Source organism: Thauera carbonicopians, assembly GCF_025699485.1.
GTDB lineage: Bacteria > Pseudomonadota > Gammaproteobacteria > Burkholderiales > Rhodocyclaceae > Thauera.
In genome coordinates, this window is sequence record NZ_JANUXN010000005.1 from 17,267 (window position 1) to 32,307 (window position 15,041).

The window sequence follows — 15,041 nt, forward strand, 5'->3', positions numbered from 1 at the left end:
CGATGATCTGGGGGCGGTCACGCGGGCGTTTCGGCACCACGCGCCCACCGTGGTTTCGACCCAGCCAGGCCGCGGGCGTTCCGGTATTCGACCGAAGCGCCCCATCCAACCGGAAGCGATCGATGATCCGAATTATATTCCCTCTCCTCGTCGGCATCTCGGCGCTGTTCAGCAGCGCCTCGATCGCCCAGTCCAACGTCCGGCTCGCCGACAACGCGCCCGACAGCTACACCGTCGTCAAGGGCGACACGCTGTGGGACATCTCGGGCCGCTTCCTGAGCGAACCATGGCGCTGGCCGGAAGTCTGGCGCATGAACCGCGACCAGATCCGCAACCCGCACCTGATCTATCCCGGCCAGGTCGTGCTGCTCGACCGCAGCGGGCCGTGGCTGACGATCGGCCGCCGCATCGGCGGCAGCGGCAAGCTGCAGCCGCAGGTGTATGAGGAAACGCTCGAAAACGCCGTGCCCAGCATTCCGGTGCACATCATCGAGCCTTTCCTGAACAAGCCGCTGGTCATCGACCAGTCCAATCTCGAAGGCGCGGCGACCATCGTCGCCACCGAAACCAGCCGCGTGATGACCGGCGCCGGCGACACCGTGTTCGCCAAGAACATCGATCCCGCCATCGAAGTCTGGCAGATCATGCGCCCGGCCCGTCCGCTGAAGCACCCGCTGACCGGCGAGCTGATCGCCTACGAGGCCGACAACCTGGGCAGTGCCCGCATCACCGCACACGGCGAGCCGGCAACACTCGAAATCCTCTCGGCGATCGAGGAAGTGGGCGCCGGTGACCTGCTGCTGCCCAGCGAAGCGCCCAAGGTGTTCTCCTACATGCCCCATGCGCCCGAACACGAAGTCGCCGGCCATGTGGTGTCGATCCATCGCGGCGTGCAGGAAACCGGCCGCCTGCACGTCGTCGCCCTCGACACCGGTGCCCGCGACGGCGTCGAGCCGGGCCACGTGCTGAGCCTGTTCCGCAACCGCGGTACCGCCGTCTACCGCGGCGACAACGGCAAGGAAACTTTCGTCCTGCCGGAAAAGCGCTACGGCCTGCTGTTCGTGTTCCGCGTCTTCGATCGCGTGTCCTATGCGCTGGTGATGGAGACCGACGGACCGGTGACGATCGGCGACGCCGTCCGCAAGCCCTGACGCGCGGCGGCCGTCACCCTTGACCGGAGACGACGACCTCATCGACTGGCTGCGGCTGGCCGCCACGCCCGGCCTGGGTGCCGACCGCCAGCGCAGCCTGCTCGCCGCCTTCGGCCTGCCGCGGCACATCTTCGCCGCCGGACGCAGCGCCATCACCGGCGTCGTCGGCAGTGTCGCGGCCGATGCCTTGCTCGCCGAACCCCGGCAGGACTGGATCGAGCGCGCCCGGGTCTGGGCCGCCGAGGACGGCAGCCACATCCTGACCCTGGCCGACGCAGACTATCCGCGCGCCCTGCTCGACATCGCCGATCCGCCGGTGCTGCTCTACGTCAAGGGCGACCCGGCCCTGCTGCAGCGCCCGGCACTCGCCATCGTCGGCGCCCGCAGCGCCACGCCGCAGGGCGACGCGAACGCCGAAGCCTTCGCCCGCCATCTGGCCGCCCAGGGCTTCACCATCGTCAGCGGCCTGGCGGCAGGCATCGACGCCGCCGCCCATCGCGGCGCCCTGGCGGCGGGTGCAGCAGGCGCCGGCACGGTGGCCGTCGTCGGCACCGGCATCGACCGCATCTATCCGGCCCGCAATGCGGCGCTGGCACGGGAAATTGCCGCCTGCGGCGCCATCGTCAGCGAATTTCCGCTCGGCACGCCACCGCTGCAGCACAATTTCCCGCGCCGCAACCGCGTCATCGCCGGCCTCGCGCAGGGCGTGCTGGTGGTCGAGGCGGCGCTCAACAGCGGCTCGCTGATCACTGCGCGGCTGGCAGCCGAAACCGGGCGCGAAGTCTTCGCCATCCCCGGCTCCATCCACTCGCCGTTGTCGCGCGGCTGCCACCGCCTGATCCGCGACGGCGCCAAGCTGGTGGAAACCGCCGAGGATGTGGTCGAGGAACTGCGGGGCCGGCTCGGCACTCACTTGCCCGCCCCTGCCGCGAAACGCAGCGCCACGCCGCAGGCCGACCTGACACTCGACGGCAATGCCGCCCGGGTGATGGAGGCGATCGGCCACGATCCCGTCGACCTCGACACGCTTGCGCAACGCTGCAGCTTGACGGTAGATGCCCTGTACGCCATCCTGCTGCCGCTCGAGCTGGACGGGCGGGTCGCCAGCCTTCCCGGTGGCCGCATCCAGAGAGTCGGGCGCTGAACCACATCGTTCTCCCTTTCACCCGCGTCACCGCTCCCCTTGCCGTTCCGTTCCATTGAGAGACCGTTTTGTTCGACATCCTCGTCTATCTCTACGAAAGCTACATCCACGCCGACGCCTGCCCGGAGTCCGACCAGCTTGCGCGCAAGCTGTCCGCTGCCGGCTTCGAGGAAGCGGAAATCGCCAGGGCGCTGGAATGGCTGGCCGGGCTGCAGCACGTGGCGCGCGAAACCCATCCGGCCGGCGCGCCCGACGAACGCTCGGTCCGCATCTACACCGAAGACGAACAGCTTCACCTGAATGCCGACTGCCGCGGCTTCCTGGCGCTGATGGAAAGCGCCGGCGTGCTGGACGGCGTGCATCGCGAACTGATCATCGAACGCGCGCTCGCGCTGGAGAGTGTCGATATCACGCTCGACCGCCTGAAGGTCATCGTGCTGATGGTGCTGTGGCAGCAGGAGCAACCGATCGACACGCTGATGGTCGATGAACTACTGAGCGTCGATGAAGACTGGGATTACAGTCCCACGATACATTAGGAAAAATACGGCAGTCCCGACTGCTTGCAAGGCGCGGCGCGGCCTCTTTATCATCCGCGGCTCCAGCCTCCCGACCCCCCAGCCGGCATATGCCGGCCCGCCCGACAGCCAGAGAGCATGAGCAAGCAACTGATCATCGCGGAAAAACCTTCCGTCGCACAGGACATCGCCCGTGCGCTCGGCGGCTTCACCAAGGAAAAGGACTATTACGAGTCCGACGAATACGTGCTGTCCTCGGCCGTCGGCCACCTGCTCGAACTGGCGGTGCCAGAAGAATTCGAAGTCAAGCGCGGCAAATGGACCTTCGCCCACCTGCCGGTGATCCCGCCGCACTTCGCCGTCAAGCCGATCGAGAAGACCGAGGACCGCCTCAAGCTGCTGACCCGGCTGATCAAGCGCAAGGACGTCACCGGCCTGATCAACGCCTGTGACGCGGGGCGCGAAGGCGAGCTGATCTTCAACTTCATCGCCCAGCACGCCGGCACCAAAAAGCCGATGCAGCGCCTGTGGCTGCAGTCGATGACGCCGCAGGCGATCCGCGACGGCTTCGCCCACCTGCGCGCCGCGCAGGACGTCGAAGGCCTGCGCAACGCCGCGATCTGCCGCGCCGAATCCGACTGGCTGATCGGCATCAACGGCACGCGGGCGATGACCGCGTTCAATTCCAAGACCGGCGGCTTCCACCTCACCACCGTCGGCCGCGTGCAGACGCCGACGCTGGCGCTGGTGGTCGAGCGCGAGGACAAAATCCGCAAGTTCAAGCCGCGCGACTACTGGGAGCTGGAAGCCGATTTCGCCGCCGCGGCCGGGCACTACCCCGGACGCTGGTTCGACGAGAAGTTCAAGAAGCCGGAAGGCGACGAGCACGCCACCGCCTATCGCATCTGGGACAAGGCCCAGGCCGAGGCCATTCGCGCCAAGTGCGACGGCAAGCCGGGCGTGGTCACCGAGGAATCCAAGCCCTCGACGCAGCTGTCGCCGCTGCTGTTCGACCTCACCAGCCTGCAGCGCGAGGCCAACGGCCGCTTCGGCTTCTCCGCCCGCGTCACCCTGCAGCTGGCCCAGGCACTGTACGAGAAGCACAAGGTGCTGACCTACCCGCGTACCGATTCGCGCGCGCTACCCGAGGACTACCTCGGCACGGTCGGCGAAGTCATGCGCAACCTGCCCGAGCAGTACGCCCCCTTCGCCGCCGAGATCGCCAAGCAGGGCTGGGTCAAGCCGAACAAGCGCATCTTCAACAACGCCAAGATTTCCGACCACTTCGCCATCATCCCGACCGGCACGCTGCCCAGGAGCCTGTCCGAGGCCGAGCAGAAGATCTACGACCTGGTCACCAAGCGCTTCCTGGCGGTGTTCTACCCGGCGGCCGAATACCAGATCACCACCCGCATCACCCGCGTCGAAGGCGAAGCCTTCAAGACCGAGGGCAAGGTGCTGGTCAATCCGGGCTGGCTGGCGATCTACGGCAAGGAAGCCGCCGGCGACGACAAGGATGGCAAGGCGGGGGACGGCAAGGACGGCGGCCCGCAATTGGTGCCGGTGAAACAGGGCGAGACAGTCGCCACCGAAAGCATTCTGCTCAAGTCCCTGCAGACCAAGCCGCCGGCACGCTTCAACGAAGCCACGCTGCTGTCGGCGATGGAAGGCGCGGGCAAGATGGTGGACGACGAGGAACTGCGCGCGGCGATGGCCGAACGCGGCCTCGGCACGCCGGCCACGCGCGCGCAGATCATCGAAGGCCTGATCACCGAGCAGTACATCCACCGCGAAGGCCGCGAGCTGATCCCCAGCGCCAAGGCCTTCTCGCTGATCACGCTGCTGAAGGGCCTGGGCGTGAACGCACTGACTTCGCCCGAACTGACCGGCGGCTGGGAATACAAGCTGTCGCGCATGGAGCGGGGCGAGCTGAGCCGCGAAGCCTTCATGCAGGAAATCGCCGACATGGCGCGCGAAGTGGTCGAGCGCGCCAAGCGCTACGAATCCGACACCGTGCCGGGCGATTTCGTCACGCTGAAGACGCCCTGCCCGAAGTGCGGCGGCGTGGTGAAGGAGAACTACAAGAAGTTCGCCTGCCAGCGCTGCGACTGGAGCACCTGGAAGATCGTCGCCGGCCGCCAGTTCGAATACGACGAGATCGAAACCCTGCTGCGCGAAGGCAAGGTCGGCCCGCTGCTCGGCTTCCGCAACAAGATGGGCCGCCTGTTCAACGCCGAGATCGTGCTCAACGAGGACAAGCAGCCCGCCTTCGACTTCGGCCAGCCCAAGGAAGGCGAGGAAGCCGAGCCGGTCGATTTCTCCGACCAGCAGAGCGTCGGCGCCTGCCCGAAGTGCAGCAGCCGGGTGTTCGAGCATGGCATGGCCTACGTCTGCGAGAAATCGGTCGGCCCGGGCAAGAGCTGCGACTTCCGCTCCGGCAAGATCATCCTGCAGCAGCCGATCGAGCGTGAGCAGATGGCCAAGCTGCTGGCCGAAGGCAAGACCGATTTGCTGAAAGGCTTCGTCTCGGCCCGCACGCGGCGCAAGTTCTCGGCCTTCCTGGTGCGCGGCAAGGACGGCAAGGTCGGCTTCGAGTTCGAGGCCAAGACGCCGAAAGCCGGCGCCAAGGCCACTGCGGCAAAGGCCGAGAAGACCGACAAGGAAGCCCCGGCTGCCAAACCCGAAGTACCCGCCAAGAAGCGCACGGCCCGAAAGACCGGCTGAGCCGGCCCGAATCTGGATAAGCCGTCGGACCAACCCGGCACGGGATGGGTCGGGCCGCGTAGGTCGCGCCAAAAGCGAAGCCCATCAACGCCGGCGAAGATCGCGGTGGTAGATGAACTTGCCTGTAGCCAAGTGCAGTGAGTCCGCTTCGCTCTACCCACCCTACGCGGCTGGATAGAGCCTTAGGCCAAGCTCACAGCATTCACCACCGCGCTCGGGCGGCGGTTTGCCGTTCCCGATCTGAAACGCTCGACCCTGCCGATCAGGCAGGCTCCTTCACCGGCATCCGGCCGACCGGGCGCACACCGGGCAGGCCGCTCTCGAGGATCGCGGTGCGCAGGATGTCGATCGCGCCGCTGCGCGGATAGGTGACACGCCACGCCAGCGCCACCCGGCGCGCCGGCTCGGGCTGCGAGAACGGACGCACCGCCACCAGCGGATACTGCATCGTCGCATCGTCTGCCGCGGAACTCGGCAGCACGGTGACGCCGAGGCCGGTGGCGACCATGTGGCGGATCGTCTCCAGCGAACTGCCTTCCAGCGTGCGCTGCAGGCCGCCGACGTTGCGGCAGCTCGGACAGACTTCCAGCACCTGGTCGCGGAAGCAGTTGCCCGCACCGAGCAGCAGCAACTGGTCCTCGGCCAGCAGACGGGCATCGACCGCCGCCTCCTGCGTCCATTCATGATCGGCCGGCATCAGGATGCGGAAAGGTTCGTCATACACCGGCTGGGCGACGATGCCGGCCTCCTCGAACGGCAGGCTGATGATGATGACGTCCAGCTCGCCGCGCTTGAGCGCTTCGGCCAGCCGGGCGGTGTAGTTCTCCTGGATGATCAGCGGCATCCGCGGCGCCAGCTGGTGCATGCGCGGAATCAGCCGCGGCAGCAGGTAGGGGCCGATCGTGTAGATCACGCCGAGACGCAGCGGGCCGGCCAGCGGGTCCTTGCCCGCGGCGGCGATCTCCTGGATCTGGCTCGCTTCCATCAGCACCTTCTCGGCCTGGGCAACGATGCGGCGGCCGGTTTCGGTGATCTTGACTTCGGTCGCGCTGCGCTCGAAGAGCTGGATGCCGAGTTCTTCCTCGACCTTCTTCACGGCCACCGACAAGGTCGGCTGGGAGACGTGGCATTTCTCCGCGGCGCGGCCGAAATGGCGCTCATGGGCGAGCGCGACGAGATAGCGCAGATCGGTCAATGTCATGGTCTGCTCCCGCTGAAAATGGGTTTCCCTCCGGATGGGCTGTCGATGTTACCTTGCCCATCAAGCCCCTGCGTGCTTCAGTAGCCGCCCGCTTATACTTCGATGTTCTGCAACCATTCGACGGACACGAATGTCGCTCCGCCTGCACCACGTCAGCGCGATGATGCTGCCTCTGCTCGCCTTCATGCCGGCAGGCGATGCCGTTGCAGAGGATGCCTTCTTCCAGCCGCTCCCGGTGGTGCTGAGCGCATCGCGCCTGCCTCAGCCCCTGCAGGATACACCCGGCGCCGTCACCGTCATCGACGCCGACATGATCGCAGCCACCGGCTACCGCGAACTCGCCCGGCTGTTCCGGCTCGTACCCGGCATGATGGTCGCGCAGGAACGCGGCAACCAGCAGTGGGTGACCTATCATGGCCTCAGCGCCGACCATCCGAACCAGATGCAGGTGCTGATCGACGGCCGTTCGATCTATTCGCCCCACTATTCCGGCAGCACCAACTGGCGCGCCCTTCCGGTCCTGCTCGAGGACATCGAGCGCATCGAGATCGTGCGCGGCTCCAATTCCGCGAGCTACGGCTCGAACGCCTTTCTCGGCGTGGTCAATCTGGTCACCCGCCATACCGGCGCCGAAGCCGGCCATTCCGTTAGCGCACGCATCGGCAGCCATGGCATCGCCGACGTCAGCGGACGGGCGCTGTTGCGCAGCGGCGCGCTCGGCCTGCGGCTGAGCGCGCACGAACAGCGCGACGACGGCTGGTCCGGGCTGCACGACGGCCAGCACCTGCGTTCCTTCAACCTCCGCGGCGACCTGGACCTCGGAACCACCGACACGCTGGAATTCTCCGCCAGCTACGCTACTGCCACGCAGGACGAAGGCTATCCGGACACCTTGTTCAACGGCAGCGGCATCCGCGAGCTCGAACAGCAGGACTACACGATCCACGCAACCTGGCGGCATCTGCCGTCATTCGACGAAGAATGGATCGTATCGTGGTACCGCAACCGTGAACACACCCGGGACGACTGGTGGGTGGATTCCCGGGCCAACTGCCCCGTCCACGACCTCCGCGTGGGACAGCTCTGCTCGAGGCTGCTGCAAATGCCGCGCTATCGCGGCAACGTCAATAACAACCGCGACACCCTGCGCGACAACGTCTCGCTCCAGCATCGCTTCGCCGCAACGGATGCGCTGCGCCTGCTGTGGGGTACCGAATGGCGCTACGACCGCATCGATTCGGATTTCCTCTATGACAGCCGCCGCCGGCGCACACGGGAAGAATGGCGGCTGTTCGGCAACGCCGAATGGCACTCCGCATCCGAATGGCTGTGGAACCTCGGCGCCATGGCCGAACAGGTCGAAGGCGACCGCGTCCGCTTCGCACCGCGCGTATTCCTGAACTGGCAGCCGCGGGACGACGTGACATGGCGCGTGGGCTATTCGCGCGCCTGGCGCCAGCCCACGCTGCACGAGCTCTGGACCAACGTGCGGATATCAGTCGATGGGCTCGGCGTGGTCAACCAACGCTACACCCCCAACCCCCATCTTCGTCCGCAGCGGCTGGATACCTGGGAAATCGGCTACCTCGGCAGCACCCCGTGGGGCGGCCTGCTCGACGTGCGCATATTCGACGAACACGTCAGGGACTACATCCAGCGCAGGCCCATCAGGCTCTCGAACCCCTTCGATCCGAGCGAAGCCCTGGAGGATGCGACCAATGGCGACCCCTTCCTGATCCATCACATCATGGGTTCCACGCAGTGGTCCAACGCGCCCGGCAGCATTCGCCTCCGCGGCCTGGAATACCAGCTTTCATTGAAGCCGCGAGCGGCCACGACGCTGCTGTTCACTCACACCCTCATCCAGCGCCACGCCGACGACAGGGCCGTGCGGGGCAGCGTCCCGCCCTACACGGCGACGCTGACCTGGATGGAGCGGATCGGCAACTGGCGATCGACGATGAGCCTGCTGCGCATGGGGCCGCTCGCGGCCACGACCGGCGATGTTCCCGGCCTGCACTACACCGTGCCCTCCTATACCAGCCTGGACTGGAGCGTCGCCCGCAGCCTGCGCATCGGCGACCGTTCGATGGATGTGCGCCTGACGGCCATCAACCTCCTCGGCAGGCACCAGGAACTGGCGCACAAGCCGCTGCAGTCGATGCCGCAGCACCGGCATCGCGAGCCCAACAAGGCGGATCGGCAGGTCTTCCTGAGCGTAAACATGCCTCTTTGAGGCTGGCCGGGACCCTGCGGCGGAAAAATCGACCGGAAGGCTTGATCGCAGCGTGCTTCACCCCAAATTTGCAATCAGATGTGTGCAGTGGAACAGTCTCGGCGAATCGACGTCCACTGCTGTCGTCGGCACTGACCAACTACGGAATCGATCATGCGCAAACATCTTGTGACCACTGTTATCGCTCTCTCCATCGCTGCCGCGCTGCCCGGTACGGCCCTGATTCCCGCCGCCCATGCCCAGGCCGCGCCGGCGGCTTCGCTGGTGTCGCCGAACCGCTACGGCCTGCCGGACTTCGGCGATCTGGTCGAAGAGGTCGGCCCGGCGGTGGTGAACATCAGCGTCGTGCAGCAGCAGCAGACGGCGGGCGGCCAGAATCCGTTCGCCAACGATCCTTTCTACGACTTCCTGCGCCGCTTCGGCGTACCGATGCCGGGCTTCCCCGGCCAGCCCGGCATGGGGCCGCGCGCCCGGCAGGGCATCGGCTCGGGCTTCATCGTCAGCCAGGACGGCTACGTGCTGACCAACGCCCACGTCGTCGCCGGCGAGGACGGCGACGCGGCGCTGTCCGAAGTCACCGTGACGCTGATCGACAAGCGCGAATTCAAGGCCAAGGTCGTCGGCATCGACCGCCGCACCGACGTCGCGCTGCTGAAGATCGAGGCCAAGGACCTGCCGGTGGTGAGGATCGGCAAGGCCGACGAGGCCCGCGTCGGCGAGTGGGTGGTGGCGATGGGCTCGCCCTTCGGCTTCGACAACACCGTCACCGCCGGCATCATCTCGGCCAAGGCGCGCCGCCTGCCGGACGAGACCTACGTGCCCTTCATCCAGACCGACGTCGCGATCAATCCCGGCAATTCGGGCGGGCCGCTGTTCAACCTCGCCGGCGAGGTCATCGGCATCAACTCGCAGATCTATTCTCGTTCGGGCGGCTTCATGGGCATTTCGTTCGCGATCCCGATCGACGTCGCCATGAACGTCAAGGATCAGCTTGCCACTCATGGCCGCGTACAGCGCGGCCGCCTCGGCATCGGCATCCAGAGCGTCGACAAGGATCTCGCCCAGTCCTTCGGCCTGCCTGACGCGCGCGGCGCCCTGGTGGCCAGCGTGGAGCCGGGCAGCGCCGCCGACAAGGCCGGCATCCAGGCCGGCGACGTGGTGCTGAGCCTGGACGGCAAGCGCATCGACGACATGGCCGACCTGCCGCGCGCAGTCGGCGAGAAGCGCCCCGGCACCCGCATCCGCATGGAAATCTGGCGCGACGGCCGCAGCCGCGACGTGGTGGCGACGCTGGACGAGATGACGAACGACAACATCGCCGCCGCCCCGGCGCCGAGCCAGGTCGAAAACGTCGATGCCGGCCTCGGCCTCGGCGTGCGGGCACTGACTTCGCAAGAGGCAGCCCAGTTGCAGCTGCGCGGCGGCCTGGTGGTGGAAAGCGTGGATGGCGCCGCCGCACGCGCCGGCCTGCGCAACGGCGACGTCATCATCGCGCTCAACAACAACGCCGTCACCAACGTCGCCGACTTCCGCAAGCTGGTCCGGGCCGCCGGCAAACGCTTCGCACTGCTGATCCAGCGCGGCGAATCGCGCATCTACGTGCCGCTGCGGCTGGAATGACGCAAGACGGGGGCCGGCCCCGCCCCGGCCCCCACGCATCCGTTCAGGCCCGGCATCTCACACCCGGAAGCGCCCGACCGATTCCTGCAGCCGTGCCGCCAGCCGTTCCAGTTCGCGCGCCGCCTGTACCGTCTGCCCGATGGCGAGATCGTTCTCGCTCGCCATGCCGGCAATGTCGTCGATGCCGGATGCCACCGATGCGCTGGAGCGGCGCTGCTCGGCCGTTGCGGTGGCAATGCGGTCCAGTCCTTCGCCTACTTCGGCGACCAGCAGGTTCGCCGCACCCAGCACCTGCGAAACGCCATCCGCCGCCACGCGGCTCGATTCGAGGTGGGCCAGGCCGCTCTCGATCGCCCCTCTCACCGAATCCGAACGCCGCCCGACCTCGTGCGTGATGCCGTCGATCTCGCCCGCCGAACGCGCCGACTTCTCGGCCAGCTTGCGCACTTCATCGGCAACCACCGCAAAGCCGCGCCCCTGCTCGCCGGCGCGTGCCGCTTCGATCGCGGCATTCAGCGCCAGCAGGTTGGTCTGCTCGGCAATCTCGCGCATCTCCTGCGTCATGCGTGAAATGGCTTGCGTCGATTCGATGAAATCACCGACCGTGCCTGCCATCTGACGCACTGCCGACTCGACCTGCTCCATCTCGCCGATCAGTTGCCGCACGCTCTGCTCGCCTTCTCGCGAATGCGCCAGACTGGCATGCGAACGTTCGCGCACCTCGGCCGCATTGGCGGCAATGTGCGTGATGCTGCCGCTCATCTGCTCGACTGCGGCGCTGGCCGTTGCCGAACGTTCGTTCTGTCGGTGCGAGCGCTGGCCGAGATCATCGGCACCCTCCGCCAGATGCCGTGCCGCCCGTGCCACTTCGTCGGCTGCCGCGCCGACCTCGCGCACGAGCACCGCAATGACGGCCATCATGTCGTTGAATGAATCCGCGGTACGGCCGATTTCGTCCTTGCCGGCCCGTTCGAGACGGCGCGTCAGGTCGCCGCCGCCCTGGGCGATTTCGGCGAGGCCGGCAGCCAGACCGGACAGGGGACGGGCAACGAAGCGGCGGATGAAGAAGAACACGAAGCCCAGCAGCGGCAGCGACACCAACACGGCGAAGACGATGCTCTTGTTGCGAAACTCGGCCACTGCCGCCTCCGCCCGGTCGAGCGAGACGCGCATGCTGACCGCGCCCAGCGGCACTCCTTCGGCAACCTGATGACAGGTAATGCAGTCCTTGCCCAGCCAGTCTTTCGATGCCAGCGCCGGTATGACCACGCGCAAATGCTCGCCATGTTCCGCGCCGTGCTCCACCGCCATGTGGGTCCGGCCGTCGGCCAGCGCCCGGCGCTCGGCCTCGTCGAGCGGAACTTCGCCGGCCTCGCCCGGGCCGAAAATCCGGCTCGTCTCCTCGCCTCGGATCACCTTCAGGTCGCGCACCACCGACAGTTCCTTGATCTGGTCGAGAAACACGTCGCGCTGGGCCACGGTGCCGGTGATCATCATGCCGGTCAGCCCGGCCATGGTCATTTCGTTGACCGTGGCGGCGAAATCCTTCGCCTGCTCGATCGCCATGTCGCGGGTCACGCGCGTTTCCCACACGATCATGCTTCCCCAGGCAAGCACCAGCATCAGCCAGATCGCGGCGGTCAGCCTGAACCAGATCGGAGTATCCGCAAAGCGGCGCATCATTCGCTCTCTCTATCCACATTTACGATGGCGGGCCGAGACGCCCCATCGGCGGGCCCGTTTCCCATCAACGGCCGGCAAACCCGCATTCTTGAGCCGGCGGCAGGGGATTTGATCGCTGCCGTGCAAACCGAATATCATTCGGCGCTGATATAAGATGCATTGAACCAATATGGAACCTGTGCTGTCGCAGGACGGTCTCGGTTCCAAGACGCGCCCGTCGCCCTCCTCGACGTCATTTTTTTCAACCACGCTTCAAAGCAGCAACGAGGTAACAATGAAGAAGATCATCGCACTCGGCATCCTTGCCCTTTCCGTCGCCGGCACCGCATCCGCCCAGGTGAAGCCCGAAGACCAGATCAAGTACCGCCAGGCCGGCTACAGCTTCATGTCCTGGAACATGGGCAAGATCAAGGCCAACCTCGATGGCGAATTCAACGCGCAGCAGGTCCAGGCCGCCGCCAACGCCATCGCCGCCATCTCCGGCTCCGGCATGGGCGCGCTGTTCGGCCCCGGCACCGAGAAGGCCATCGGCAACGTCAAAACGCGCGTGAAGCCCGAGTTCTTCCAGAACATGGACGATGTCGCCAAGCTCGCCACCGATCTGAATAGCGCGGCGAACAACCTGGTTGCCGCTGCCGCCACCGGCGACAAGGCCGAAGTGCAGAAGGCTTTCGGCGATACCGGCGGCACCTGTAAGGCCTGCCACGACAAGTATCGCGCCAAGTAAGAAGCGATCGGGCCGCATCAGGCCGCATCAGGCCGCGCCGTTCTAGGACGGGCCACGTGAGCCCGGGCCATGAAAAAGCCGCAAATCGCGGCTTTTTTCATTCATGCCTGCCGACCGGCAGGGCGCTCACGCGGTGGCAGGCTCCCTGCCCGCGATCACCAGGCGGGAACGGCCTGGACCGGAGGCGGTGGCGGCGGAGGCGGCAGCAGCCCGCCCATTGCCGCCCACACCGCGAAACCCGCCACCGCCAGAGCCACGATGAAGGCGACCGTGCCGCCGCCTTGCGCCGACTTCAGCTCGGGATCGGACACCTCCTTGAAGCCGCTGATCATCGGCTTCACCAGGTTGTCCTTCTTCACGTGGGCATAGAAAAGAATCGCCAGCACGTGCAGCGCAACCAGCGCGATGATGATCCAGAAGTTCTGCCGGTGCAGGCCGCTGAGCCAGTCGCTGGTGTCCTTGCTCACCAGTGCGTAGAGCGGCCCTTCGAAAGCGATGTCATCGTTCGCCACCAGCCCGCTGACCACCTGGAAGCCAAGGATCGCCAGCAGCGCCAGCACCGACAGGGCGCCGAGCGGATTGTGCCCGACGCCGCGCCATTGTCCGCGCAGATAGGCGACGATGCCGCCCGGCCCCGGCACGAAGTTGGCGAAACGCGCATAGGTCGAGCCGAGCACGCCCCACACCAGGCGGAAGACCAGCAGGCCGCCGATGGCAATGCCCAGCCAGCCGTGCCAGACGATCAGGTTGCCGCCGATCAGCGCCGTACAGTAGGCCGCGACGACCAGCAGCGCCAGCGTCCAGTGGAAAACGCGCGTGGGAATATCCCAGACAAGTATCTTGCGGATGTTCATGAATTGTTCATCGTCCCTATTGAATGATCCGGAATGTTCGGTGATCCGAAAAACGACAAATCCGATCGGCTGAAGTTCCGCACCGCAGCATTGCAGACTGTAGCAAACAGGCGATCGTCGCCCGTCGGCGAGGGCCGCTAGAATCGGCTGCCCGGCAGCCCCACTCTCTTGCGGAAAACCGCACAATGACCAAGAAAAAAAGACGAATCCTCGGCCTGAGCATCTTGCTCGCCATCCTGGCTTTCGCCGCCTGGCACTTCAAGGCCGTTCCGTTCGCATATTACTGGATGACGATGAAGGGCCGCTCGGCCGAGTGGCAGGAGAAGGGCGTCTGGCTGCCCTTCTACCGCGTCGCGGTCGAGGCCCGGCCGATCGAGGGCATCGAACGCAATGCCTCGGGGCTGACCTTCAACCCCGCGACCGGCACGCTGTTCTCCGTCACCAATGCACCGCAGGAAGTGATCGAGCTCGATACCGAGGGCCGCCTGCTGCGGCGGATTCCGATCCACGGCGGCCAGGACCCGGAAGGCATCGCCCACATCGATGGCGACGTCTTCGTCATCGCCGACGAGCCGGACCAGCAGCTCTACCGCGTCATCATCGACGCCGACACCGACAGCATCGACCTGCGCGGCGTGCCGCGCCTGGGGCTGGCGATCGATCTGTACAAGAATCGCGGATTCGAGGGCGTGTCGTGGGACTCCACTACCCAGCGCCTGTTCGTCGCTAAGGAAAAGGCGCCGCTGCGGGTGTTCGCCATCGCCGGCCTGCCCGGACTGCTGAAGGGCAGCGCCTTCGACCTGCAGATCAGCGAATGGACGTCGTCGAAAGCATCCGCGCTGTTCATGACCGACCTGTCCTCGCTGACCGTCCACGAACCGACCGGCAACATGCTGCTGCTGAGCGACGAATCGGCGCTGATCGTCGAATACGCGCCGGACGGCCGCCCCGTCAGCATGCTGCCGATGTGGAAAGGTTGGCACGGCCTCTCATCGATGGTGCCGCAGGCCGAAGGCCTTGCGACCGGGCCGGACGGCGCCATCTACGTGCTGTCGGAACCCAACCTGTTCTACCGCTTCGAGCGGGAGCCGCGGCCGCAGTGGGCCGGGAAGCGATGAGAAGGATCAGCCCGTAGAGTGGGTAGAGCCTCAGGCCAAACCCACCGACCTCGATGATGAGTGGA

11 protein-coding genes are annotated in these 15,041 nt (G+C 66.3%); 8 read left to right on the forward strand and 3 right to left on the reverse strand.

Annotated elements, in window-relative coordinates; translation table 11 throughout:
• Positions 1 to 122: 122 nt before the first annotated feature.
• From NX068_RS09240 to NX068_RS09255, 4 genes are all read left to right on the forward strand, one after another.
• Positions 123 to 1,151 carry a LysM peptidoglycan-binding domain-containing protein gene (locus NX068_RS09240; protein ID WP_263460987.1) on the forward strand — a complete coding sequence of 343 codons (1,029 nt, stop codon included), beginning with the start codon at positions 123 to 125 and terminating at the stop codon, positions 1,149 to 1,151.
• Between the two features lie 19 nt (positions 1,152 to 1,170).
• The gene (gene dprA, locus NX068_RS09245) at positions 1,171 to 2,295 is read left to right on the forward strand and encodes a DNA-processing protein DprA (RefSeq protein WP_263460988.1); all 1,125 of its coding nucleotides are present in this window, start codon (positions 1,171 to 1,173) and stop codon (positions 2,293 to 2,295) included.
• A 68-nt stretch (positions 2,296 to 2,363) separates the two neighbouring features.
• Positions 2,364 to 2,834 (forward strand): Smg family protein, encoded by a 471-nt coding sequence (locus NX068_RS09250; RefSeq protein WP_263460989.1) that lies wholly within the window; start codon positions 2,364 to 2,366, stop codon positions 2,832 to 2,834.
• A 117-nt stretch (positions 2,835 to 2,951) separates the two neighbouring features.
• Positions 2,952 to 5,537: a DNA topoisomerase III gene (locus NX068_RS09255; protein WP_263460990.1), complete on the forward strand. Its 2,586-nt coding sequence runs from the start codon at positions 2,952 to 2,954 to the stop codon at positions 5,535 to 5,537.
• Positions 5,538 to 5,799: 262 nt separating this feature from the next.
• Here NX068_RS09255 and NX068_RS09260 read toward each other — a convergent pair whose 3' ends face one another.
• A complete protein-coding gene (locus NX068_RS09260) occupies positions 5,800 to 6,738 on the reverse strand; it encodes a hydrogen peroxide-inducible genes activator (RefSeq protein WP_263460991.1) in 939 nt (312 codons plus the stop codon).
• A 130-nt stretch (positions 6,739 to 6,868) separates the two neighbouring features.
• Here NX068_RS09260 and NX068_RS09265 point away from each other — a divergent pair, with 130 nt between their 5' ends.
• Entirely contained in the window at positions 6,869 to 8,974 is a 2,106-nt protein-coding gene (locus tag NX068_RS09265) for a TonB-dependent receptor plug domain-containing protein (RefSeq protein WP_263460992.1), read from the forward strand.
• Positions 8,975 to 9,127: 153 nt separating this feature from the next.
• Positions 9,128 to 10,594 carry a DegQ family serine endoprotease gene (locus NX068_RS09270; protein ID WP_263460993.1) on the forward strand — a complete coding sequence of 489 codons (1,467 nt, stop codon included), beginning with the start codon at positions 9,128 to 9,130 and terminating at the stop codon, positions 10,592 to 10,594.
• A gap of 57 nt (positions 10,595 to 10,651) precedes the next feature.
• Here NX068_RS09270 and NX068_RS09275 read toward each other — a convergent pair whose 3' ends face one another.
• Positions 10,652 to 12,274, reverse strand: coding sequence for a methyl-accepting chemotaxis protein (locus tag NX068_RS09275; RefSeq protein ID WP_263461121.1), 1,623 nt, complete (start codon positions 12,272 to 12,274; stop codon positions 10,652 to 10,654).
• Between the two features lie 277 nt (positions 12,275 to 12,551).
• Between NX068_RS09275 and NX068_RS09280 the strand changes: the two genes are divergently transcribed.
• Positions 12,552 to 13,004, forward strand: a complete 453-nt coding sequence (locus NX068_RS09280; protein WP_263460994.1) for a c-type cytochrome — start codon at positions 12,552 to 12,554, stop codon at positions 13,002 to 13,004.
• 155 nt (positions 13,005 to 13,159) lie between these two features.
• Here the strand turns inward: NX068_RS09280 and NX068_RS09285 are convergent, their stop codons facing one another.
• On the reverse strand, positions 13,160 to 13,858 hold the full coding sequence (locus NX068_RS09285; protein WP_263460995.1) for a cytochrome b/b6 domain-containing protein: 699 nt from the start codon (positions 13,856 to 13,858) through the stop codon (positions 13,160 to 13,162).
• Between the two features lie 185 nt (positions 13,859 to 14,043).
• Here NX068_RS09285 and NX068_RS09290 point away from each other — a divergent pair, with 185 nt between their 5' ends.
• Complete coding sequence (locus NX068_RS09290; RefSeq protein ID WP_263460996.1) at positions 14,044 to 14,976, forward strand: SdiA-regulated domain-containing protein; 933 nt, start codon at positions 14,044 to 14,046, stop codon at positions 14,974 to 14,976.
• Positions 14,977 to 15,041 lie beyond the last annotated feature (65 nt).